The sequence below is a fragment of the Alteromonas sp. IB21 genome, assembly GCF_016405965.1.
Lineage (GTDB): Bacteria > Pseudomonadota > Gammaproteobacteria > Enterobacterales > Alteromonadaceae > Alteromonas.
In genome coordinates this window covers 377,650-403,765 of sequence record NZ_JAEFCD010000001.1, presented here as the reverse complement: position 1 = coordinate 403,765, position 26,116 = coordinate 377,650, and the positions used below count along the sequence as shown (strand labels likewise).

The 26,116-nt window shown below is 48.9% G+C and carries 8 protein-coding genes and 1 tRNA gene; 3 read left to right on the top strand and 6 right to left on the bottom strand.

What is annotated here, in order from left to right; genetic code table 11:
- Window positions 1-41: 41 nt before the first annotated feature.
- The gene (locus JC525_RS01690) at window positions 42-269 is read right to left on the bottom strand and encodes a hypothetical protein (RefSeq protein WP_198813912.1); all 228 of its coding nucleotides are present in this window, start codon (window positions 267-269) and stop codon (window positions 42-44) included.
- Window positions 270-793: 524 nt separating this feature from the next.
- Between JC525_RS01690 and tadA the strand changes: the two genes are divergently transcribed.
- A complete protein-coding gene (tadA, locus tag JC525_RS01685; RefSeq protein WP_442859510.1) occupies window positions 794-1,339 on the top strand; it encodes a tRNA adenosine(34) deaminase TadA in 546 nt (181 codons plus the stop codon).
- Window positions 1,340-1,737: 398 nt separating this feature from the next.
- Here the strand turns inward: tadA and mltF are convergent, their stop codons facing one another.
- The gene (gene mltF, locus JC525_RS01680; protein WP_198813799.1) at window positions 1,738-3,126 is read right to left on the bottom strand and encodes a membrane-bound lytic murein transglycosylase MltF; all 1,389 of its coding nucleotides are present in this window, start codon (window positions 3,124-3,126) and stop codon (window positions 1,738-1,740) included.
- A gap of 176 nt (window positions 3,127-3,302) precedes the next feature.
- Between mltF and purL the strand changes: the two genes are divergently transcribed.
- Both purL and JC525_RS01670 read left to right on the top strand, forming a co-directional pair.
- Window positions 3,303-7,190, top strand: coding sequence for a phosphoribosylformylglycinamidine synthase (gene purL, locus JC525_RS01675; protein ID WP_198813797.1), 3,888 nt, complete (start codon window positions 3,303-3,305; stop codon window positions 7,188-7,190).
- A 256-nt stretch (window positions 7,191-7,446) separates the two neighbouring features.
- Window positions 7,447-7,587, top strand: a complete 141-nt coding sequence (locus JC525_RS01670; RefSeq protein ID WP_012517588.1) for a hypothetical protein — start codon at window positions 7,447-7,449, stop codon at window positions 7,585-7,587.
- Between the two features lie 185 nt (window positions 7,588-7,772).
- On the opposite strand, the gene smrA is transcribed toward JC525_RS01670, so the two are convergent.
- From smrA to JC525_RS01655, 4 genes are all read right to left on the bottom strand, one after another.
- On the bottom strand, window positions 7,773-8,360 hold the full coding sequence (smrA, locus tag JC525_RS01665) for a DNA endonuclease SmrA (protein ID WP_198813795.1): 588 nt from the start codon (window positions 8,358-8,360) through the stop codon (window positions 7,773-7,775).
- A gap of 159 nt (window positions 8,361-8,519) precedes the next feature.
- Window positions 8,520-8,645 carry a hypothetical protein gene (locus JC525_RS20070; protein ID WP_269822321.1) on the bottom strand — a complete coding sequence of 42 codons (126 nt, stop codon included), beginning with the start codon at window positions 8,643-8,645 and terminating at the stop codon, window positions 8,520-8,522.
- Window positions 8,646-8,777: 132 nt separating this feature from the next.
- Window positions 8,778-8,852: transfer RNA gene (locus JC525_RS01660), tRNA-Arg, on the bottom strand.
- A 172-nt stretch (window positions 8,853-9,024) separates the two neighbouring features.
- Window positions 9,025-26,112, bottom strand: a complete 17,088-nt coding sequence (locus JC525_RS01655) for a BapA/Bap/LapF family large adhesin (RefSeq protein ID WP_198813793.1) — start codon at window positions 26,110-26,112, stop codon at window positions 9,025-9,027.
- Window positions 26,113-26,116 lie beyond the last annotated feature (4 nt).

Sequence of the window (26,116 nt, the reverse complement as noted above, 5' to 3'; positions counted from 1 at the left end):
TTTACATTAGCGCGCTGGCGGGGAGACGAGTTTGAGGTGACCTATGCGACGCGGTCTTTTTCTAAGTCCGCAAACTGCTTTTTTAAGTCGTAGCGTTCGTCGGTCACAATCTTCTCCAACACAGATACGCGCTCTTTCAATTCAGCAATTTCTTTTTTGTATGCTTCCACTTCTTTAGTGTTTAGCTTTTTTCTACTTTTGTCTTTTGCACTATCAACAATACTGACAAGTGCCCAAGCACAAATAGCTACTATTGCAATCGCGGTCATATTCACGGTGGTATCCCTCACAAATGGCTTTAAAACAGTGTAGGTGAAAATATGTTCAGTTGTCTAATTCACCTGTATATCTAGTTAATTCGATCTAACTACTTATTGAAAAAATCCTGCTAGGCTTTTGGCAATATAACGGTTATTTTTCAACATTTTTGGTAAAAAATGTAACCAGTTAATTCCTTCACTTCAGCAGTGTTATAATGAGAGTTTGCAAGTACATTGCCAAGTGACAAAAGTCATTACTTTTTAACGTGTTAGGTTTTTTACTCGGCAGGTAGAAAATAAAGATTAACAAATTTCACCAACTTAAATAGCAAATTTGACGAATGAATGACCAAAATAGTAACTCTCTGTCAGCAAGCCTCATGCAAGGACAGGAGCAAGCTGATGCGCATCAGCAAGATGTATCACGCGACTTAAAACGACAGAGCAAAGAAGGGTATTCAGCAACTGATGATGAACCACAAAAGCATGACGGCAATTTATGTGAACACGATGACGGAATTCACATCAAACCGCTGCTTAAAGACGTTGGCGAAACGTTGACGAGTGAAGACATTGAGCAACATAAGCATTGGATGAAACACGCCTTGATGCTTGCAGACAAAGCTGAATCGATAGGCGAGGTGCCTGTGGGGGCCTGTGTGGTATTAAACGGTGAGCTTATCGGAGAAGGATATAATACGCCCATAACAGATAACGACCCTTCTGCTCATGCTGAGCTTCTTGCTGTGAAAGAGGCCGCCTTGCGGGTTCAAAACTATCGCCTTATCGATGCAACCTTATATGTCACTCTAGAACCCTGTTCGATGTGCGCTGGAATGTTGGTTCACGCGCGTGTTAAGCGGGTGGTGTTTGGTGCTAAAGATGCGAAAACCGGTGCCGCGGGATCTGTCATGAATTTACTGCAACACCCAGCACTAAACCATCAGGTTGAGATAGTGTCGGGGATATTAGCTGACGACTGTGCGAACAAATTATCAGATTTCTTTCGTAAGCGCAGGAAGGAAATAAAGGCCGCTAAAAAAGCCAAAAAACTTATAGAGAGTGGTGAGTCTGATTAATTCAACGTGGACCTTTCTGAACGCATAAATAGAAGCGCTCTGAGGGCAGCGCATTGAGCTGCCCAATGCATTAGCTTGGCGTGCGAGTTAACTGAGTGAACATGTCACTGGTAACAAAAAGCTTGCGACGTTGAAGTACTTTTTGATGGCAACGTTTAAGCATAAGTCTACGTCTATTGTTATTTTTCAATTTTATTCCTTTTTTCATAAAACGACTTCTTTTCATTTATTCTCCTTTCTCTCGCCGCAGAACAACCTATTGTCCTTCTCACATTGCATATGTTTATCGAATATTGTCTTTTGAGAAAGTGAGCTAGCATTGGCTAGCTCTTTCTTAGGGTAGTGAATAAAGATGACATCGAAATGACAGTTTTCAAGAGAGGCGATAATGAATGGCGTTAAATTTTTCCTTGTTCGTCCAGCCAGACTAAGCTGTCGTAATAGCGACGGATATTCTCAACATACTGCAACGCTTCGTCGCCTCTAGCGTAGCCATAGCGGGTTGTTCGATAGTATTTCTTTTGTCTAAGCTGCGGCAAACGACGTTTTACGTCTACCCATAGATCAGGATTTCCACCTTGTCTTTCAGTAAGTACTCGCGCGTCTTCTAAGTGTCCCATGCCGATGTTGTACGATGCCATAGCCATCCAGGTTCTATCGGGGTCGCTTATACGCGCTGGGATCCTATTAAGTAAGCTGGCGAAATAACGTGAACCACCGCGAATACTTTGCTCAGGATCGGTTCTATCATCCACGTTCCAATCGCTCGCCGTGTCTAAGGTTAACATCATTAATCCACGCACTCCCGTCCGAGAGATAGCCTCACTGTCCCAGTGGCTTTCTTGATAACTCATCGCCGCGAGCAGTCGCCAGTCGAGCTCCCCAGCATATTTTTGAAATAGCGGTTTATACTGGGCTAGCGAGGTTTCTGCAGCATAATTAAATGCGCGACTGTCTACATAATCAAACTGCCGAATATGGCCGAAGTATTTATCTTCCAATACTGTGAACCAGCCAGACTGATGCACGGTGCCAAAATATTCGATTAATGCAGCTTTAACCGAATCATCTTGATGCTGGGGTAAAGCCCATGCCATTGGCATCTTCTCATTAAGCGTTTTCGCTACTGCTAAATTGGGATAGCGCCTGCGCTGAAGTGCTAACCGATTGCTGTCGGCCACAGTATAAGCGATGTCACCATTAGCAACTTGTTGGAGTAGTTCTTCAGAGTCTGAGTCCTCAGTGGTCACTACATTAGTTTTTATAACTTCACCGGTTTCGTTCAGTTCCGCGAAAATATCTGCCAAGAGATGAGCCTGGCTACTCCCTGACACTGCAACGATGGGGGCGTCCAAATCAGAAAGATCTCTAGGTTTGTTCGTGCCCGCCTGAAAGACGAGTTCCTGTTCGATATGTTGGTAGGCAGGCCCGTAAGCGAAGCGTTCCTTCAGTGAATCAGTGACCGCATCACCTGTCGCTACAATATCTAGGTTTCCCTCTTCAAGCTGCTCCAGCATGACTTCGTAACTATAAAACGGGTACAAATCTAAGGTAACGCCTAAGTAATCAGCGAAACCTGCCAGTAACTCATACTCAAATCCTTGGGGACCCTCTGCGCCATTATAAAACGTGCCTGCCCCGTAAACTGTGCCTACCCGAATAGACTCTCTTTCTAATAGTGATGAAAGCGCAGTGGGTACTGAAGGGACGCCGCAGCTCATCACAGCAATAGATAAAACAATAATTAATTGTAGTTTTAATCGTTTTTTATAGTCAGGTGACTGCATAGACCTTTACTTGTTGTCATTAAACCGTCTAAGTTTAAAAAAAAGTTCACGTAAGCGCGTTATGAGGTTACTTACTGCTCATTATTACTTTATAATCCGCGCCGAAATACTCATCAATCCAAGAGGCAACGCGTCGCATTGGTGGTCGTTGTTTCTAACAAACCAGGTAAATCAATATGTTGGTCCTTCGAGGCGCTCCTGCACTATCAGAGTTTAACCAAACTAAACTGATTGCAAAGCTGGGTCAATCCGGCGTTAGGGTAAAAAACCTTTATAGCGAATATGTTCACCTAGTCGATTCCAAAGGTGACTTGTCTAAGCAGCAGATAGAAATACTCGAAAAGCTGCTCACTTACGGCCCCGCGAGGCAAGCACAAACACCTTCTGGAACCTTCTTCCTCATCACTCCTCGCCCCGGTACCATTTCTCCCTGGTCTTCTAAAGCCACCGACATCGCTCATAACTGTAGTCTAAAAAATATCAACCGAATAGAACGCGGCTGTGCGTTTTATATCGAGACCGACGCTACAATGGGTGATGAAGATTTTGCACTTGTTGCTAGCTTTCTGCACGACAGAATGACGGAGTCAGTTTTCACTAATACTGACGATGCGGCGGTGTTGTTTGCTCACACTGAAGCCAATACCTTCACCAGTGTTGATGTTTTAGGCGAAGGCAAAGATGCGCTGATTAGTGCAAACCTGTCGTTAGGCCTTGCATTAGCTGATGATGAGATTGACTACCTATTTGAAAGCTTTACGAAGCTAGGCAGAAACCCGACTGATGTTGAACTTTATATGTTTGCGCAAGCAAACTCAGAACATTGTCGCCACAAGATTTTTAACGCTAGCTGGACCATTGACGGCGAAGATCAAGAGAAGTCGCTGTTTAAAATGATCAAAAACACCTACGAGTTGTTGCCTGATCACGTGTATTCAGCCTACAAAGACAACGCGGCGGTTATGGAAGGATGGGAAGCAGGGCGCTTCTTCCCGAACCCCCAGTCACATCAGTACGAATACCATCATGAAAATATCGATATTTTGATGAAGGTAGAAACCCACAACCACCCAACGGCAATTTCACCTTTCCCTGGTGCAGCAACAGGCTCTGGCGGTGAAATTCGTGATGAGGGCGCCACAGGTCGTGGTTCAAAACCTAAAGCGGGTTTGGTTGGTTTTACCGTATCTAACTTACGCATACCTGGTGCTGAGCAGCCGTGGGAAGCAGAATATGGCAAGCCACAGCGCATTGTTAGTGCCCTTGATATTATGCTTGAAGGCCCACTGGGTGGTGCTGCGTTTAACAACGAATTTGGCCGCCCAGCCTTACTAGGTTACTTCCGAACCTATGAGCAAGAAGTCAATAGCTTCAATGGCGTAGAAGTACGCGGCTATCACAAGCCCATCATGCTAGCGGGTGGTTTAGGTAACATTCGTCGCGAGCATATTGAAAAAGGCGAAATCACGGTAGGCGCTAAGCTTATTGTGCTAGGCGGCCCCGCGATGAATATTGGTCTTGGTGGCGGTGCTGCGTCTTCAATGGCCTCTGGTCAGTCGAACGAAGATTTAGACTTTGCCTCTGTACAGCGAGATAACCCAGAAATGGAGCGTCGCTGTCAGGAAGTGATTGATGCATGCTGGCAGCTAGGGGACAACAACCCTATTCAGTTTATCCACGATGTGGGGGCGGGCGGCCTTTCAAACGCACTGCCTGAACTGGTTAATGACGGTGGCCGAGGCGGTAACTTTGAGCTAAGAAAAGTGCTGTCTGATGAGCCTGGCATGACGCCACTAGAACTGTGGTGTAATGAATCCCAAGAGCGTTATGTTTTATCTGTCGCGCCTGAAAATCTGCCAGTTTTTGAAGCGATTTGTGCTCGTGAGCGCGCGCCTTTTGCTGTGGTCGGTGAAGCCACTGCCGAGCAGCACTTAAACCTGAACGACCGCCAGTTTGATAATAAACCCATCGATATGCCGCTAGATGTACTTTTAGGCAAGCCGCCTAAAATGCACCGCGATGTAAGCTCATCCAAGGCAAGCTCGCCAGCGCTTGACGAGGCAGGCATTACTTTAAGTGATGCAGCAAATCGCATTTTATCTTTGCCTACTGTGGCAGAGAAAACTTTCCTTATTACCATTGGCGATCGCTCGGTAACAGGCCTTGTAAGTCGCGACCAAATGGTAGGTCCATGGCAGGTACCAGTGGCTGATGTGGCGGTCACCGCAACAGCGTTTGACACCTACCACGGTGAAGCAATGTCAATGGGCGAACGTACGCCTGTGGCGCTTTTGTCACACGGTGCGTCTGCACGCTTAGCGGTAGGTGAAGCGCTAACTAACATTGCGGCGGCAAACATCGGTGATATCAAACGCATTAAACTGTCTGCAAACTGGATGGCAGCTGCCGGGCACCCTGGTGAAGATGCCGGTCTTTATGAAGCCGTAAAAGCGGTGGGTGAAGAACTATGCCCAGAGCTTGGGCTGACGATTCCTGTTGGTAAAGACTCGATGTCGATGAAGACCGCATGGAATGAAAATGGAGAAGATAAGTCGGTAACTTCACCGCTATCTTTAGTTATTTCTGCTTTCGGTGCTGTCAAAGATATTCGTAAAACGGTGACGCCTCAGCTTCGTACAGACAAAGGCGCGAGCCGTTTGTTACTGCTTGACTTAGGCGAAGGTAAAAATCGCTTGGGCGCGAGTTGTTTAGCACAAGTCTATACACAGCTTGGTGATAGCCCGGCCGATGTAGTATCTGCTACGCGCCTTAAAGGCTTCTTCGATGCCATGCAGGCCCTTATCGAAAAGGGGTTGGTGCAGGCTTACCACGACCGTTCAGACGGCGGCCTATTTACCACCGTTGCTGAAATGGCCTTTGCTGGTAAAACAGGTGTAAGCATTAACCTTGATAGCCTAGTTGGAAACGACATTGCCGTATTGTTCAATGAAGAACTAGGTGGCGTAATCCAAGTGCTTGAAAGCGACCAGGAAGCAGTTAATGCAGTATTGACTGAATTTGGCTTAACTGAATTGACTCATGATATCGGTACGCTTAATAGCACGGATATCATTGAGTTTAGCCGTGATGGCGTTGCTGTACTTGCTGATAGCCGTGTATCCATGCGTACTACATGGGCAAAAACTACGTTTGAAATGCAAAAGCTTCGTGACAACCCTGAGTGTGCAGAGCAAGAACATGCGGCGAAGCAAGATGCTGCAGACCCTGGTTTACATGCAGCACTGTCTTACGATGTTAACGAAGACGTAGCTGCGCCCTATATAGCCAAAGGCGTTAAGCCAAAAGTGGCTATTTTAAGAGAGCAGGGCGTTAACTCGCACCTTGAAATGGCGGCTGCATTTACTCGAGCAGGCTTCGACGCTATCGATGTGCACATGAGTGACGTATTGGCGGGGCGCATTACCCTTGAACAGTTTGCCGGTCTTGCAGCTTGTGGCGGCTTCTCTTACGGTGACGTATTAGGTGCAGGTGAAGGTTGGGCGAAATCGATATTGTTCAACAGCATAGCGCGCGATCAGTTTGAAGGCTTTTTTACCCGCAACGACACCTTTAGCTTAGGTGTATGTAACGGCTGTCAGATGCTATCGAATCTTAAATCATTGATCCCTGGCACAGAACACTGGCCGCATTTCGTGACTAACATGTCGGCGCGATTTGAAGCCCGTGTTGCAATGGTTGAAGTAATGGAGTCTAAGTCTGTGCTGCTTGATGGCATGGCCGGTTCGCGTATGCCTATTGCTGTGTCGCACGGCGAAGGTCAGGCTGAATTTGCTAATGACAATGCGCTATCACAAGTTGGCGCGCAGGTGGCGATGCGTTACGTAGATAACTATGGCAAGCCAACCATGCAATACCCGGCAAACCCCAATGGTTCACCACAAGGGATCACGGGTTTAACGTCTGAAGATGGGCGTAGCACTATTATGATGCCGCATCCTGAACGCGTATTTAGAGCGGTGGCAAACTCTTGGCGTCCAGATGAGTGGCACGAAGACGGTGCGTGGATGCGTATCTTCAGAAACGCCCGTAAATTTGTCGGCTAGTTAACAGTGTGTTTTTTAATAAACAGGGGGAAACCCCTGTTTATTTTCTATAAAAATACTGTTTAATAAATGCGCATACCTTAAATAGGCGTCAAACCTTTGTCAAAGTGTCAAAAATCTGATTTTTGCCCTTGTCATCAAGGTGTCACTGATCTATTGTAGTGCACGCAGGGAATGCAATTAGGTTACAGGAGTTGAGTTAGGGTTGTACCAGTATTTGCATTTGCGAGCTGGTTTAAATAATAAGAGACGACCAATGAATCGTTCCTCAAAAGGGTTTGGCTTAACCGGAGTGGCTGTAGCTGTAGTACTGATGTTCGTAACTGCTGTTTTTAGCACATCTGCGAAGTCCGCTGAAGCTCCAACAACGCTAAGTGTGCTGTCTTCAGTTAAGTAGTCTGAAAGAAAAATTCTAACGCCCGTATCAAGTTGCTTGACACGGGCGTTAATCATTGGCGTGCAAGAAAAGGCGACTAAATAACATCGGTTAAGAAAAGGCGCTAAGCCAATAAGCACTTTTGAAGGCGCTACAGAGCGTTATTTCATAAGCCCTGCAGCCCTCAATTTAGAAAGCTTACGCTGTTATCCTTTCTTATTTTTCTCTCTATTAATCAGCTTTTGCTGAGGATGTTTTTTCAGTAACACATAAGTGGCACCAAACCCGCCGTGCATGGGTTGCGCTGTATGATAGGCAATCACTTCATCAAGTTCACGTAGCCAATGGTTAACATAGCTTTTCTTTAATGCTGGAAATGGCTTACTATTTTCTCCAGTACCATGCTTTATAAGCAGGGCACGAACCCCACGTTCGTGACTTGATTTAATGGTGCTATAAATCAGGTCGCGGCTTTGCTCTAGGGTTTTTCCTGATAATGTGACATTGGTTTCTAACGGATATTTGCCAAGGCGGAGCTTTTTAAATACGCCATCTTGTATGCCTGGCTGCTGGAAATGTATAAAGTCATCAGGTGGTACTGGCTTTACACCTTCCATGCTTAGAGGGTTAGCAAGTTTTTCGCGAACACTTAACTTTATAGCTGCTCTTTTTTGTTTTTCGGCGAGCGCCTTTTCAGGGTCATGTAATAAAGCCTTATCATCTGATGCAATAGGTTTTACATCTTGCATCTCTGCAAAAAACGAATCGATATCGTCGTGTTCAAATTGGCTCATACTATTCCCCGTATTAACTATTACATCATTATTTATACGTTATCTTTTGCCTGATGGTCTATGCGAAGTGTACTTATTGGAAAGCTAAACGCGCAGATAGACGACGCTTAAAATCGGCAACGGCTATAAAAGTGGGGATTAATTTTGAAATTTCACCGGTTAGTAGATTGCACCGGGCTCAGATAGTGCCTCTATGGCAAACCATTCCTCTTCCGTAAATGCCGAATCTATAGGTGTTTCAGCATCATCGCCAGTTTCTTCTTGGGGGGACGAATCGAAAGTCATTGTGCGCTCCTGTTTAGAAGAGTATTGCTTAATTCGATTAAATTACAACCGAAGTAGAAAAAATAAACATGATGATAGAGGAGTGAAATGTATAGGAAGGTTTACTTAATTTTGGGTTTAAGCCAGTCAAAATGGCGTCCCCAGCTGGAATCGAACCAACATCTAAGCCTTAGGAGGGCCTTGTTTTATCCATTAAACTATGGGGACCTAATGCGTAGGACGCTTTATTATACGTAGTTCCAGGAAATACGAAACCCTTTGATTAATCAACAAGGTGTAGTGTTTTATAAAGCTGCACCTTATAAATATCTTGTGATACTAGGCACACAAAAAAAGCCCCCGTTAAATACGAGGGCTTAATGCTAACTTCATGACCAAACTAGATATCCGTTGGTGGAAGTTTTTCTATAGCTGCTTTTAGCACTTCAGACTCCGTTGGAGAAATAGTTGTAACATCACCACAACCTTCTTTAGACGTATCGCCTATAAGTTCGCCATCAGCATCAGGAGATGCGCCCTCACTATTTGAATCGACAGAAGTAGGCTCTGTTGACGGCAGAATCAACTCTTCTGGGGGAAGATCAATATCGATGACATCAACAGTTACCTCTGTCACCGGACCCCCAGAGACTATATTGCCTTCTTCTGGAAGCGTGATGGTGTCATCAGGCAGAGTGCTTTCAGGCGTCGAAGCCTCAGGTGAAAGCGGGCTTGTTCCCTCGTCAGGCTCGGCGGGTAAAGGGCCGCCAATATCAACCGTATCAAGCTTAGTGCCAGACAAGTCAATAGTGTCTCCTCCACCAAAGCCGTCGCCGACATTTGTTCCAAGCGAGCTCGCCTCTTCTTCAGGTAGCGTAATGATGTCTGGCGTAGTCTCAATAGGTTCAATGCTCTCGAGAGGCAAAGTGCTCATAAGGGGCGCAGTCGGCTCGTTTTCTGGCGTTACCAGTTGAGTTTCAGCATTTAGATCAACGGTTTGAAGCGTTTGTCTTGTCAAGTCGATAGCATCTGCTCCGCCAAAGCCATTGCTTACATTAGTACCAAGCGTGCTCACACCTTCTTCAGGAAGTGTAATGATGTCTGGTGCACTCTCAACAGGTTCAATACTCTCGACAGGCAAAGTGTTCATGAGGGGCGCAGTCGGCTCGTTTTCTGACGTTAATAGTTGAGTTTCAGGGTTCAGATCAACGGTTTGAAGTGTTTGTCTTGTCAAGTCGATAGTATCTCCTCCACCGAAGCCATCGCCCATATTGGTGCCAAGTGTGCTCACTTCTTCTTCAGGAAGTGTAATGATGTCTGGCGTACTTTCAATCGGTCCAACGCTCTCAACAGGCTCCGTGCTCATAAGGGGCGCAGTCGGCTCGTTTTCTGGCGTTACCAGTTGAGTTTCAGCATTCAGATCAACGGTTTGAAGCGTTTGCCCTGTCAGGTTAATTACGTCAGGTGCTGTTGGCTCGTCAGTAACAACGGTGCCGCTGCTATCTGACGCGCTTACAGACTCAGATAAACTGCCTGTCACCACCTCAGGGACACCTTCACCGGATGCCGTCACAAATACATTAAATTGTGCTTGCTCGACAGTACCGTCTGGATAAGTGATACGATAAGTAAAGGCATCCGTTAAGGTGCCGCCAAATACAGCTAAGGAGTTGTCTGGGGTATAAGTGTATGCCCCCGTTTCGTCAATCTGCAGCGTACCATACTCGCCGATTAACGTTATGCCCCCTGTAGCGTCTTGGAAGTTAGTTCCATCAGCAGATACGCTCACGTCGTATGTTGGGCCAAACAGTATATCGTTTTCGAACAGATTGCCGGTGGCGGTTTGTACATCGTCAACCACAAATTGATCTAGGAAATGTACGGTAGAGCTTAAATCGACACTGACGCCGCCAAGCGCACTGGCTAAGCCTGTATCCACGTCCATTGTCACTCGGTACTCACCTTCCGTTAGACCATAGGAAGTAAATACACCATTACCATCGAGGCCTAATAAGCCGATCAACTGATCGCTGGAAAATGTCTCTACCACTTCCCACGTGCCGTTGTTATTTCGTTCAATGAATAGGTCAAGACCTGAGCCTAATGATAATAGATCGCCTCCATCCACTGTTAAGTTAAGATCCATAGTGGTATCCGTTGCCACTGTAAACGTGTTGCTTTGGGTATCTACAGTGGTAGGAATAACAATACCAAGAACGCCAATCAGCCAAGTGTATTCAAGCGCCCCAGCTTCAGCATAACCAGTGCTACTATCAAAATCATAAATGAGTTCAGCACGAGCCGAGTCTGCAGATACCCCTTGTCCTGATAGATTAAAGTTTAAGTTTGCGGTAGACGTATTCGTTCCATCCGATATGGTATAGCTGAAGCTATCTGTACTACCCAAGCCGTCGCGCACGCCGTTGGCTACATAGGTGTAGCTACCGTCTTCAAATATAGTTAAATCGCCATAATCACCTTCAATGGTAATGCCAGAGAGCCCTGTACCTAATACGATCACTGACTCTCCATTGGTATGGGTAACTTGCGTCACTACGCCGCCCTCGGCAATGCTATCGGCTACATCGCCTGTGTTGGCCGCATCAATAACATTCCCTGACGTTGTCGTGCTACCTTCAAACTGGTATTCCGTTAGCGTTGTTGTCACATCCGTTTGTTCTAGCAAGGATATCGTATTGCTAAGCAAGATTGCGGCAATCTCGTCAATGAGAGCATCAGACAACTGTGCTACTCCTAGTGTTGTAAGAGCTGAGTTAATAGTACCGACCAAGTCGCCAGCTCCAATCGTATCTGTGGTAGCTAGGATTGGCTCAAGAATAACTTCTCTTACTAGAGTTCCTAAAGGTATAACCCCTAAACCTGTTTCCCCATTTAGCGCAGTTTCAATTGCATCTAGCACTACCTCTTGGTTTTCCTCTCCAAGAACAACCCCTCCATCGCCTAGTTCAGCAAGTGTAATCGAGCCGTCTCCATTTTGGTCAAACAAGTTTTCGAGGGAGCTTTGACTGTTACGAACAACAACGGCATAGTCTCCAGCAGGGAGCCCAGAGAACTTTGCCACCAAGGTGTCATCACCTATCAAGCCCAAGACATTTAACCCTAAAGCGTCACCAACAAGAGGGCTGTCTGGTGCTGTCGCTGAGGCAACTACATTGCCATCTGCATCAACAATATCAACTCGATAACCATTGGCCACTGCAACTAGCGCAGTTTGGCTAACCTCTACAACCACTTCTCCGAAGTAGTCGGCTCTGACAGTAAATGTTGTACTAGCGGTAGGGGAGCCTGCGGCTGGTGAACCTTCGGCTAAGCCAATGACTTGGAAGTCACTATCGGTAACCGGGGCGTTCACAATGGCGGTTTGTGCGCCTAGCTCCATATCATTGTTATCGGTTTGGGCTACTACTGGCGGGAAGTCACTGCCAGAAATGGTGATAGTAAGTGCCGCAATATCGGAAGTTTCACCATCTGATAGGGTGTAGTTAAACACTTCATCTTGCCCAATGGCGCTGCGGTCGCCGTCGGCGGTATAGGTGTACGTACCGTCTGCAGCTATTTCTAATACACCATATTGACCTTGGATGGTTATAGTACCTGTTGCAGGCACATTGACGCTATCACCGGCCGAATTAGTAACAACAGTAACTTGAGCACCATCTAAAATAGTGTCTGCGCCTACACCACTAATATCACCGTCGATTAGGTTGCCTTGGGCCACTAAATCACCTGTGTAGGTGTATTCTGTTAACGTGGTTGTGATGTCGGTGTCTTGCAATAGGGTTAGCGTATTGCTGAGCAATGCATCGGCAATGACGCTTAAAATGTCATCAAGGAAGCCGGTTAAACCAATTGCATCAAGAGGCGCGGTAAGTAAATTAACAAGCTGACCTGCGCCAATTACTGTAGTCGTATCCAGAAGTGTTTCTAATACTCCCCTTACTTGCGTGCCAACCGTACCAAGAGGAATACCTAAAACGCCGGTATTTAACGTGGTTTCAATAGTATCAAGAACTACTGCTTGATTGTCGGGCCCAAGTACAACGCCAGCTGTACCGAGTTCATCAAGGTCAACATCGTTACTATTGTCGTTGTCTAACAAGTCTTCAAGTAAGTTCTCATCATTGCGGACCACCACACTGTAGTTGCCAGCATCAAGGCCTGCTAACGAGAATGAAATGGTCTCGTCGCCGGTAACATCAAAAATGTCTAGTCCACCGACGTCGGCGAGTTGCGAATTTGCACTAACACCTCGATAGACTAGCTGTCCATTTTCATCATATACCTCAACAATGTAGGCATCGGCAACAGCAACCAGTGCTATTTGGTCAACCTCTACTAATACTTCACCCACATGGTTAGGGGAAACGGTAAAGGAAGCACTTGCATCGACACCGCCTGTAGACTCAGCCAAGCCGATAACATCTACGTTGCTGGTGGTCTCTGGCGGGTTCACCGTCACCACAGGCTCACCCATATCAACGGCGTTGCCATCATTTATGGCATCAAGCGCTTGAACAACGACATTTTGGCTAGCGGTACTCGCAGTATTTCCTGCTTCATCAGTGACGGTTGCCACTACGGCATAGGTGCCTGCTGGTAGCGGTGTGCTAGTTAAATCCAGGCTCCAGTTGCCGCTGCCATCAATAGAAAGCTCAGGGTCCGTGCCAAAGGTATAGGATGTTCCATCAACGGTAACGGTTAGGGTAGTGTTGTCACCAAGGTCCACCGTTCCATTAAAGATAAGCGTGCTATCGCTAGTTATAAAGTCTCCAGCCACGCCAGAGTCGTTTGAAATACTATCGAACGTTACCGTCTGGCCATTATTGTTTTCATCAATACTGGTATCGATAACAATCGAACCTGTAGCTGAGTCAGAATTACCCACAGCGTCCGTAGCGGTAACCGTTGCCGTATAATTACCTTCAGCGAGTAATGCGACAATATTGTCAGCTAATGTCCATGTACCGTTACCATTATTGGTAGCGGTGTAGTCATTCCCGTCAATAGTCACCACTACAACCGCGTTCGGGTCGTTCACTGTACCGGTAAGTTCCGGGGTGGTGTCGTTAGTAGTAAGATCGTTAATGGCTACCGTAGGTGCAGTGGTATCAATCACGACTGTGCCCGTGTTTGTGCTGACGTTACCGTCAGGGTCGGTTGCCGTAACCGTTGCGGTATAACTGCCTTCAGCGAGTGCGGCTACTGCGTCGTCAGCCAGCGTCCACGTGCCGTTACCATTATTAGTGGCGGTGTAGTCATTCCCGTCAATGGTAACGACTACCGTAGCGGTATTATCGTTAACTGTGCCTGTCAGTGCAGGTGTTGTGTCGTTGGTGGTCAAATCATTAATTGCCACTACCGGTGCTATAGCGTCAACCGTATCAGACGCAGGTGCGCTGGTATTGCCAGCATCATCTGTGGCTGTTGCTGAAACTACAACGCCATCTGCCAATGGTGTATCTGGCGTAATACTCCAATTGCCATCGCCATCAGCGACAACGGTGAAATCAGGCGTGCCGTCTCCATTTACATCCACATTTACCGTTGCGCCCGCTTCGGCTGTGCCGGTAATTTCAGTGCCGTTGCCCGCTTCCACGGTAGGTGCCGCTGGTGCTGTAGTATCAATTACCACTGTGCCAGTATTTGTACCTACATTACCTTCTGGGTCGGTTGCAGTAACCGTTGCGGTATAGCTACCTTCTGCAAGTGCCGCCACTGCATCGTCAGCCAGCGTCCAAGTGCCATTTTCATTGTTGGTGGCGGTGTAATTTATCCCGTTGATGGTGACGACTACTATAGCGGTATCATCGTCCACTGTGCCTGTCAGTGCAGGTGTTGTGTCGTTGGTTGTCAAATCGTTAATTGTCACTACCGGGGCCACAGCGTCAACCGTGTCTGAGGCTGGGTTACTAATGTTGCCCGCCGCATCTGTGGCTGTTGCAATTACTACAACGCCATCAGCAAGCGGCGTATCTGGCGTAACGCTCCAATTGCCGTCGCCATCAGCGATAACGGTGAAATCAGGCGTGCCGTCGCCATCCACGTCCACATTTACGGTTGCGCCTGCTTCAGCGGTACCGGTAATTTCTGTGCCGTTGCCCGCATCCACAGTAGGTATGGCAGGTGGTGTAGTATCAATCACTACCGTTCCTGAATTTGAACCCACATTGCCATCGGCATCAGTGGCAGTAACGGTAGCGGTATAGCTACCATCTGCAAGTGCCGCCACTGCATCGTCAGCCAGTGTCCAGCTACCATCACCGTTATTGGTGGCGGTGTAGTCATTCCCGTCAATGGTAACGACTACCGTAGCGGTATTATCGTCCACTGTGCCTGTCAGTGCAGGTGTTGTGTCGTTGGTGGTCAAATCATTAATTGCCACTACCGGTGCTATAGCGTCAACCGTATCAGACGCAGGTGCGCTGGTATTGCCAGCATCATCTGTGGCTGTTGCTGAAACTACAACGCCATCTGCCAATGGTGTATCTGGCGTAATACTCCAATTGCCGTCGCCATCAGCGACAACGGTGAAATCGGGCGTGCCGTCGCCATCCACGTCCACATTTACGGTTGCACCTGCTTCAGCGGTACCGGTAATTTCTGTGCCGTTGCCCGCATCCACAGTAGGGACTGCAGGTGGTGTAGTATCAATCACCACAGTACCAGAGTTAGTTCCTGCATTACCATCGGCATCATTGGCAGTAACCGTAGCGGTATAGCTACCTTCAGCCAGCGCGGCAACGATATCGTCAGCCAGTGTCCAGCTACCATCACCGTTATTGGTGGCGGTGTAGTCCACTCCATCAATAGTTATTACTATGATAGCGCTTGGGTCGTCAACCGTTCCGGTTAGCTCTGGTGTAGCGTCATTAGTGGTTAAGTCATTGATTGCAACGACTGGCGCAACAGCATCTACAGTATCTGACGCTGGTACACTGATATTACCAGCTTCATCGGTTGCCGTTACGGTCACAATTACGCCATCGGCAAGCGGTGTATCAGGCGTAATGCTCCAATTACCGTCACCATCAGCGATGACGGTGAAGTCTGGGGTGCCGTCGCCATCCACGTCCACATTTACGGTTGCCCCTGCTTCAGCAGTGCCGGTAATTTCAGTGCCGTTACCCGCTTCCACGGTAGGTGCCGCTGGTGCTGTAGTATCAATCACCACTGTGCCCGTGTTTGTGCTGACATTACCGTCAGGGTCGGTTGCAGCAACGGTAGCGGTATAGCTACCATCTGCAAGTGCAGCCACTGCATCGTCAGCCAGCGTCCAGCTGCCATCACCATTGTTTGTAGCGGTATAGTCTGTACCGTTAATGGTAACGACCACGATGGCGGTTGGATCGTCTACCGAGCCGGTAAGTGCAGGCGTGTTGTCGTTAGTCGTTAGGTCGTTAAAGGCAACAATTGGCGCAACAGCGTCTACGGTATCAGACGCTGGGCTACTCGTATTGCCAGCTTCGTCGGTAGCAGTTGCCGTTACAACTACGCCATCGGCTAGCGGTGTAGTGGGTGTTACTGACCAGTTACCATCGCCATCAGCAATCACTGTGAAATCAGGTGTGCCATCACCGTCAACGTCTACGTTTACGATGGCTCCTGCTTCGGCTGTACCGGTAATTTCGGTACCATTGCCTGCATCAACAGTAGGCGCAGCAGGCGCAGTAGTATCGACAATGCCGCCATTTTCGTTTGCGGTTGCCGTATTGCCCGCGCCATCTGTTGCACTTGCGGTGACTGAATAATTACCTTCAGATAAGGCCGCTGGCACATCTACAGAGAAGGTGCCATTAGCTTGAACAATGGCGCCAAATGTTTGGGTGTTTCCTGCACTATCGGTAACGCTGATGGATACGGTGCTGCCTGGCGCAATATCTGTAGTACCGGAAATGGTCGGTGTTGTGTCGTTTCCTGTACCAAGCGAGTCCAAGGTTAAGTTTGGCACGGCTGTATTGATAATTCCGCTGGTAGTATCAGACGCTGAATTTCCAGCAGCATCAGTGGCGGTAGCAGTAACATCGAAGTTTCCGTCTGCCATTGCATTGGGCACGTCGGCGCTGAAATTACCATTGCTATCGACAATAGCCGTAAATGTCTGTTCTGCGCCTGCGCTGTCGGTGACGGTTATGGTCACTGAACTACCTGGGCTTAAATCGGTACTACCGGTGATCGTTGGCGTAGTATCGTTACCTGTGCCTTGTGCGTCTAAGTTAATAGTCGGCGCGGTAGTGTCTACGCTACCGTTTGTTTCAGTGGCAGTAGTCTCATTGCCTGCTGGGTCTTGGGCCACGGCGGTGACGGTATACCCTCCTTCAGCCATGGGGCTTGGCACATCGGCCGAGAAACTGCCGTCTCCCTGAACGGTTGCATCGAAGGTTTGGCTTACACCTGCGTTATCCGTAACCGTAATCGTTACTGTCGCGCCTGCAGGCAGGTCAGTATTCCCTGATATTGTAGGCGTTGTGTCGCTATCTGAGGCCAGTGTATCTAACGATAGAGTAGGGGCTGTTGTATCAATAATACCCGTGTTGTCTACGACGGTAGTGCTATTACCCGCTTCGTCACTCGCCGTGGCTTCAACACTGTATGCACCTTCAGCTAAAGGCGCAGGCACATCCACTGTAAAGTTTCCATTTACATCAACTGTAGCTGTGAGGGTTTGAACATTTCCTGCGCTGTCAGTTACCACAAGCGTAACTTCACTGCCCTGCGCAAGATTTGTGCTACCAGATAGGGTAGGCGTTGTGTCATTGCCTTCCTCAAGTGGCGTTAAGGTTAGTGATGGTGCTGTAGTGTCTATGCTGCCGGCATCACTCGCTGTCGCTGTATTACCTGCTTCATCACTGATGGTAGCGCTTACCATGAAGTCGCCTTCCGCTAAATCTGTACCCGGGGATATAGAGAAAGACCCATCGGCTTGTACAACTGCACTTAAGGTCTGGGCCGCACCAGCACTATCCGTTACCAAAATAGTGACCACTGAGCCTGCAGGTTCATCGGTTGTACCGGTAATGAGTGGCGTCGCGTCGTTAGTGGTATCGGCAACATCAATAGTCAATGTAGGTGCAAGCGTATCAACTACGCCTGCCTCGTTATCGGTTGTACTGTTGCCTGCTGTATCAGTGGCGGTTGCTGAAACAGTGAAGTTTCCTTCAGCCATCGCCGCTGGTACGTCGGCAGAGAATACGCCACCCGCGGCAACTAATGCAGAAAACACCTGGGTATTACCCACACTATCAATAACAGTTATTTGCACTGTAGAACCTTGCGGTAAATCTACAGTACCGCTTATGGTTGGGGTTGAGTCGCTAACTGTACCTGGCTCGTCCAGCGTAATAACAGGTGAAATTGTGTCGATTACGCCGGTTTCAGCGTCGGACGCTGTATTGCCAGCTTCATCAACGACCGTTGCCTGAACTGTGTAGTTACCCTCAGCCAAAGTGGCGGGTACGTCTACGGTAAAAGAGCCGTCGCTTTGTACGGTTGCTGATAAGGTTTGTATATTGCCAGCGTTATCGGTGACGGTAATTGAAACCGTGCTTCCGGCTGGCTGGTCTGTCGTTCCGCTAATGGTTGGTGTTGAATCATTGCCAACACCTTGCTCTGCCACATCAATAGCAGGTGATGTGGTATCTACTACACCGCCAGTTTCAGAGTCAGAGCCTGTATTTCCGGCACCGTCAGTCACCTCTGCTTCGACGGTATAACTACCCTCGGTCAAGTCTGACGGTACGCTTGCGCTGAAGGTGCCATCTCCTTGTACTGTTGCAGTAAAGGTTTGAACTGCTCCAGCACTATCTGTCACTGTTAAGCTGACAATGGCACCAACTGGCGCGTTAGTTGTGCCCGAAATAAGAGGCGTAGCGTCGTTTGTCTGGCCAAGGGCATCTAGCGTAATGTTCGGGGCGCTTGCATTAATATTGCCGCTATCCGTTACTGTCGTGTTATTGCCCGCAGCATCGCTCGCACTTGCTGTTACATCGTAATCGCCATCAACAAGCGCGCTGGGTACTTCAACTGAGAAAGTGCCATCCGCGTTTACCGTAGCGGTAAGGTTCTGTACATTACCGCCTGCATCGGTGACAACCAATATAATAGTTGCTCCCTCTGGCAGGTCGGTAGTCCCGCTTAATATTGGCGTTGCGTCATTGCCGCTGGCCACTGGATCTAAGTTGATAACAGGTGGGATGGTGTCGACAGTACCGTTGTTGTCAATTGCTGTGTTTTGATTACCTGCATCATCAGTCGCCGTCACTTCTACTGTGTAATCGCCTTCTGCTAGGTCAAGGGGCACATCAGCGCTAAAGCTACCATTAGCTTGAACTATGGCAGTGAAGGTTTGCGTATCGCCCTGGCTGTCAGTCACGCTTATGCTTACAGTGTTGCCCGCAGCCAAGTTGGTGGTTCCCGAAATAGTCGGTGTAGCGTCGTTACTTAGGCCTTGTGCGTCTAACGTTACGGTGGGGGCTGCTGTATCTATGACGCCGTTGTTATCTATTGCGGTTGCTGAATTACCCGCATCGTCAGTTGCCGTGACGATTACGCTGAAACTGCCTTCAGCTAAATCAGCAGGAACATCAGCACTGTAAGTACCATCGTTTTGAACAGTTGCTGTGAATGTTTGGGTATTACCAGCGTTGTCTGTCACGCTTATGCTAACTGTGTCGCCAGCATTGAGGTCTGTGGTGCCAGAGATAGACGGCGTTGCATCATTGCCAAGCCCTTGTGTATCGATGGTTATCGATGGGGCTGTAATATCGATGTTACCGCCATTTTCGGTTACCGATGCACTGTTGCCAGCGCCGTCTGTGGCGGTCGCAGTAACAGAATAGTCACCTTCAGGTAAGCTTGCAGGAACATCAGCCGTAAAGCTTCCATCGCCTTGCACTATGGCACTGAATGTTTGTGTGTTTCCAGCACTGTCGGTCACGGTTAGCGTGACATTGCTACCTGGCGCTAAATCGGTTTCACCTGAAATAGTCGGCGTTGTGTCGTTGCCCGACACAAGGGGGTCTAGGGATAGGGTGGGCGCGGCAGAGTTTATGTCGCCACTCACTGTATCTGTAGCGGTATTGCCTGCAGCATCAGTCGCCGTTGCAGTAACGTCGAAGTTTCCGTCAGCCATAGGATTAGGCACATCTGCACTGAAGTCGCCATTACCATCAACAGTTGCAGTAAACGTCTGCACAGTGCCAACACTGTCAGTTACTGTGATAGTTACTGTGCTTCCTGCGGCTAGGTCGGTATTTCCGCTAATGGTAGGCGTGTTATCGTTACCTGTACCAAGCGGATCTAGGGTGATAACGGGCGCTGTGGTATCTACGCTGCCACCCGTTTCAGAATCAGAACCTTGGTTACCTGCCGCGTCTTGAGCGGTTGCGGTAACCGTATAGTCACCTTCAGCTAGTGGTGAAGGTACGTTGGCTGAAAAACTGCCGTTGGTTTGTACCGTAGCGGCAAAGGTTTGCGTATTACCCGCACTGTCGACCACCGTTAATGTAACAATGGCGCCAGCTGGAAGGTTTGTGGTGCCAGAAATAGTTGGCGTAGCGTTATTCTCTGGCGTTAATTCGTCAAGGTTTAGCTCAGGTGGCGTGATGTCGATAACGCCTGAATTATCAAGAACCGACGTGCTGTTGCCTGCTTCATCAGTGGCAGTAGCTTCAACACTGTAAGAGCCTTCAGCAAGTGCCGCGGGTACATCAACCGTAAAGTTTCCTGCAGCATCAACTGTTGCTGTAACCGTTTGAATGTTACCTGCACTATCTGTGATAACCAAGGAGACCACGCTACCTTCGGCTAAATCTGTACTTCCCGAAATGGTTGGCGTTGTGTCGTTGCCTAACCCTTGAGGGTCTAAGGTTAGGGTAGGCGCTGTGGTGTCTATGGTGCCTGTTGCATTGGCTGACGCACTGTTGCCAGCATCGTCGGTGGCCGTTGCGGTAACCGTATAGTCACCTTCTGCGAGCGCAGCTGGCACATCAACAGTAAAGTTGCCGTTCGCATCAACCGTTGCGGTCACAGTTTGTGTATTGCCAGCGTTGTCGGTGATCGACAGTGTTACGCTCTCACCTGCTGCTAAGTCCGTAGTGCCTGAAATGGTAGGCGTAGTATCGTTATTTGAACCCAGCGCATCTAGTGAAATAACGGGGGCGACGGTATCGACGATACCGTTATTGTCGGTGACAGATGCACTATTTCCGTTGCTGTCTGTAGCGGTAGCGGTTACTGAGTAATCACCTTCGGCAAGAGGCGCGGGGACATCAGCACTAAAGTTACCGCTCGCATCAACAAGTGCAGTAAAGGTTTGGGTGTTGCCTACACTGTCAGTGACAAAAAGCGTCACGGTTGAACCCGCGGGTAGGTCAGTCGTACCCGAAATGGTTGGTGTAGTATCGCTAACCGTAACTTGCGCATCTAGTGTCAGCGCAGGGGCGCTCGTATTTAACGTACCTGTATCAGAGGTGGTGGTTGTATTACCTGCATCGTCTGAGGCACTTGCTGTTACCGTGTAGCTGCCGTCTGGTATAGCGTTTGGAACATCCGCGCTGAAGTCACCATTTGCGTCCACAATGGCGTCAAAGGTTTGTGTATTGCCTGCGCTATCTGTGACGGTTAACGTTACCGTGCTTCCCGGTGCTAAATCAGTGCTGCCCGATATGTTAGGCGTTTCATCGTTGCCTGTGCCCTGCGGATTTAGCGTAAGTACAGGGGCGGTGGTGTCAATATTGCCACCGTCCTCAGTTGCGGTTGTTGAATTACCTGCATCATCTGTTGCAGTAACTTCGACGCTGTAATCTCCTTCAGGCAGTGGAGACAATACCTCTGTTGCAAAGTTGCCGTCTGCATCAACCAATGCGTTAATGGTTTGCGTGTCGCCATTGCTGTCAGTTACGGTGATCACAACAACAGCGCCTTCAGGTAAATCTGTATTACCCGAAATAACCGGCGTAGTGTCATTACCTGAATCTAACGGATTAACGGTAACAATTGGCGCTTGTGTATCAATACTTCCATTTGTTTCGTTCGCCGTCGCGGTGTTGCCTTGCGCATCGCTTACTGTTGCCGAAACGGTAAAGTCTCCCTCGGCCAATGCGTTAGGCACATCGGCACTGAATGTTCCGTCTGCTTGCACGGCTGCTTGGAAGCTTTGCGAGTTACCATTGGCATCTACCACAGTAATCGTAACCAGTGTGCCAGGTGCCACGTCGGTAGTACCTGTGATAGTAGGGGTAACATCGCTAGTAGCGCCTTGTGTATCAAGGGTTAATAGCGGCGCTTCGCTATCTACACTACCTGTTGTATTGGCATTCGCGGTATTGCCTGCACTGTCGGTTGCAGTGGCAGTAACAGTAAAGTCGCCGTCAGCTAGTGCGTTTGGGACATCTACGCTGAAGCTACCATTTGCATCGACCAAGGTGTTGATAGTTTGGGTGTTGCCCGCGCTGTCTGTTACGACAAGCGTAACCGTGCTTCCTTCAGGAAGGTCAGTGGTGCCTGAAAGCGTAGGTGTGGTGTCACCCGTGCTGCCAGGGTTTTCTAGGGTAAGCGTAGGCGCGGTGGTATCTACAACGCCGCCATTGTCGGTTACTGTTGTCGTATTGCCATCGCCGTCAGTTGCTGTAGCCGTTACGCTATATTCACCTTCCGCTAATGGATTGGGCACATCGACACTGAAATTACCAGAACCGTCTACCGTTGCCGTAAATGTTTGAGTATTGCCAAGCGCATCGGTAACAGACAGTGTGACAGTGCTGCCAGCGGGTAAATCGGTAGTACCTGAGATAGTAGGCGTGGTGCCGTTGTCATCACCCAGTGGGTCAAGGGTTAAGCTTGGCGCATTGCTGTCCACTGTGCCAGTTTGTGACGTTGAAGCACTATTTCCCGCAGCATCGGTGGCTGTTGCTTCGACATTGTAGTCGCCGTCAGCGAGCTCAGCAGGAACGTCAGCGCTAAATTCGCCGTTCGCGTCTACTGTGGCAGTAAAGGTTTGGCTGTTTCCAGCACTATCGGTAACGGTAAGTGTAACCGTGCTGCCTGCTTCCAAGTTCGTAGAACCGCTAATTGAAGGTGTCGTGTCGTTACCTGTGCCAAGTGGCTCTAGTGAAATGGTGGGGGCTTGCGTATCAATGTTGCCGCCATTTTCAGTGACAGTCGTTGTATTGCCTGCCTCGTCTGTTGCACTGGCCTCTACGGTATATTCACCCTCAGTAAGCGGCGTTTGTACGTCTACGCTAAAAGCACCGTTTTCATCAACGATGGCATCGATAGTTTGTGTGTTGCCAGCGCTGTCGGTCACTGCAATGGTTACTGTTGAACCAGGTGGTAAATCGGTAGAACCTGAAATTGTTGGCGTGGTGTCGCTGCCGTCAGTTTGTGGGTCTAGAGAAAGCGCTGGTGCGGTAGTGTCTATTTCTCCTGTAGCTGTGGTGGTAGAGCTATTACCTGCCGGTGTCGTTACAGTAACATCTACCGTGTACTCACCTTCGCTAAGCTCCGCAGGCACATCTTCGTTGAATGTGCCGTCAGCGCCCACTGTAGTAACGATTGTTTGTTCGTTACCCTCGCTATCTGTAACAACAATGACGACTTCACTGCCTGGAGGGGCATCGGTTTCACCAGAAACGTTTGGCGTAGTATCGTTCGTTGGCGCAGGTTGATTTACAGTCGTCGAAGGACTCGTAGAATCGTAATCGCCGCTTGCTGTTGCTTGTGCTGTGTTACCCGCACCATCTGTCACCTCGGCAGTTACGCTGTATGTACCCTCTGCCACCGCATTTGGAACTTCAACGGTAAAGGTACCATCGGCTAGTACGGTGGTAGTGAAGGTTTGAGTAACACCTGCACTATCGGTAACGGTAAGGGCTATCGTGCTTCCGGGCACGGCATCCGTTAACCCCGAAAGTGTGGGTGTAGCATCGCCATTTATTCCTGGGTCGTTTAATGAGATGTTTGGCGCCGTCACGTCAATTGCGACCTGAGCGTCAGCATTGGCCGTATTGCCTGCTTCATCAGTCACGCTGGCGTTAACCGTAAATTCACCTTCAGCTAGTTCAGCAGGTACGTCAACGCTATAGGTGCCGTCTGCTTGCACAATGGCAGTCACGGTTTGAGTAACGCCTGCACTATCGGTAATGGTCAACGTTACTGTACTGCCAGGGGCGGCATCGGTGGTACCGGAAAGAGTAGGCGTAGTGTCGTTACCTGTCGCGATGGTGTCGATAGTGATCGAAGGTGCAGTGGTATCAATCACGCCCGTGGTGTCAGCGGTTTCGGTATTGCCCGCCTCGTCGGTCACGCTGGCATTAACGGTTAACTCGCCTTCGGCCAGTTCTTCGGGCACATCTACACTATAGGTTCCATCGGCCTGCACAATGGCGGTAACCGTTTGCGTATTGCCCGCGCTATCGGTAATGGTTAGCGTAACCGTACTGCCCGGTGTGGCATCGGTGGTACCTGAAAGAGTAGGCGTAGTGTCGTTACCTGTCGCGATGGTGTCGATAGTGATCGAAGGTGCAGTGGTATCAATCACGCCCGTGGTGTCTGTGGTTGCTGTATTGCCAGCCTCATCAGTCACGCTGGCGTTAACGGTAAATTCACCTTCGGCTAATTCAGCGGGTACATCAACGCTATAGGTGCCGTCTGCTTGCACAGTGGCAGTTACAGTTTGCGTGTTGCCCGCGCTATCGGTAATGGTTAACGTAACTGTGTTTCCCGGTGTGGCATCAGTGGTACCTGAAAGGGTTTGCGTGGTGTCGTTACCTGTCGCTATGGTGTCGATAGTGATCGACGGGGCAGTGGTATCAATCACGCCGATAGTGTCAGCGGTTGCGGTATTGCCCGCCTCGTCGGTCACGCTGGCATTAACGGTAAACTCGCCTTCGGCCAGTTCTTCGGGCACATCTATACTATAGGTTCCATCGGCCTGCACAATAGCGGTAACCGTTTGCGTGTTACCTGCGCTGTCGGTAATGGTGAGCGTTACTGTACTGCCCGGTGTGGCATCGGTGGTACCTGAAAGGGTTGGCGTGGTGTCGTTATCCAAAGCTGGCTCGTTGATAGTGATCGACGGTGCTGTGGTATCAATTTCACCTGTGGTATCGGCGGTGGCGGTATTGCCCGCCTCGTCGGTCACGCTGGCATTAACGGTGAACTCGCCTTCGGCCAGTTCTTCGGGCACATCTACACTATAGGTTCCATCGGCCTGCACAATGGCGGTAACCGTTTGCGTGTTGCCCGCGCTATCGGTAATGTTTAGCGTAACTGTACTGCCAGGTGTGGCATCGGTGGTACCTGAAAGGGTAGGCGTGGTGTCGTTATCCAAAGCTGGCGCGTCGATAGTGATCGAAGGCGGAGTGGTATCAATCTCGCCTGTTGTGTCAGCGGTTGCGGTATTGCCAGCCTCATCAGTAACACTAGCGTTAACGGTAAACTCCCCTTCGGCTAATTCAGCTGGTACGTCTGCGCTATAGGTTCCATCGGCCTGCACAATAGCAGTCACGCTTTGCGTGTTGCCCGCGCTATCGGTAATGGTTAGCGTAACTGTACTGCCAGGTGTGGCATCGGTGGTACCGGAAAGGGTTGGCGTGGTGTCGTTGTCAGAGCTCGGCGCATTAATGGTGATTGTTGGAGCGGTAGCATCAATTTCACCGTTGGTAAAACTATCTGCAGTATTACCAGTAGGTTCTAACACAGTGGCATCTACCGTGAATTCACCGTCAGCCAACGCATTTGGTACGTCCACGCTGAATGTACCGTCATCTTGCACAATAGCAGTAACAACCTGAGTGTTTCCCGCACTGTCGGTAACGGTTAGTGTGACTGTACTTCCTGGAATTGCTGAAGTAATGCCTGATAGTGTTGGTGTGGTGTCGCTTGTTAAGCCAATCGCATCTAGCGTAAGTGAAATATCTTGTGCTTGTTCACCAGTGCCAGAAAAATCGACGGGCATAACATCGTTGTTGCCATTTCCACTTTGATCGAACTGAAAACCCACTGGGTCGACTTCTTCATTTATGCGATCAACGCGAACAAAATTACTACCGCCATCGGAACCTGCGCCTCCGTCAAGACCTGCGGCTGTCGCTTCCAACGATTCTAAAATATCGCCTTCACCAGCAAGCACATCAAGGAAATCGGCATCTCCCTCTTGAGCGTTTCCTTCAATATTTTCTACGCCATCAAGTAATGCTGCAAGTTCATCAACACTTTCGTCAAAAACGGCGAATTCATCGTCGGAATTTTTTTCAGTGAAATCTAAATGCAGCGGGAAAGTAACACTTTGTCCGGCTGGAAGTGTTCGAAATTCTCCATCTACACTTACGGTAACAAATCCATCAGGAGATACGTTTAATACGTTACCTTCGGCCACCGTCATACCTACAGTGACGTTGACAAGTTCACCCGTATCACCACGCACTAAAGATGCTTCGCCATTTACTTCTACAACGGTTACTTCAGCCATGATC

What these genes read in the sequence shown, in the direction of transcription:
- JC525_RS01690 (WP_198813912.1), bottom strand. Translation starts at nt 269, where the DNA reads ATGACCGCGATTGCAATAGTAGCTATTTGTGCTTGGGCACTTGTCAGT.
- mltF (WP_198813799.1), bottom strand. Translation starts at nt 3,126, where the DNA reads ATGCAGTCACCTGACTATAAAAAACGATTAAAACTACAATTAATTATT.
- purL (WP_198813797.1), top strand. Translation starts at nt 3,303, where the DNA reads ATGTTGGTCCTTCGAGGCGCTCCTGCACTATCAGAGTTTAACCAAACT.
- JC525_RS01670 (WP_012517588.1), top strand. Translation starts at nt 7,447, where the DNA reads ATGAATCGTTCCTCAAAAGGGTTTGGCTTAACCGGAGTGGCTGTAGCT.
- smrA (WP_198813795.1), bottom strand. Translation starts at nt 8,360, where the DNA reads ATGAGCCAATTTGAACACGACGATATCGATTCGTTTTTTGCAGAGATG.
- JC525_RS20070 (WP_269822321.1), bottom strand. Translation starts at nt 8,645, where the DNA reads ATGACTTTCGATTCGTCCCCCCAAGAAGAAACTGGCGATGATGCTGAA.
- JC525_RS01655 (WP_198813793.1), bottom strand. Translation starts at nt 26,112, where the DNA reads ATGGCTGAAGTAACCGTTGTAGAAGTAAATGGCGAAGCATCTTTAGTG.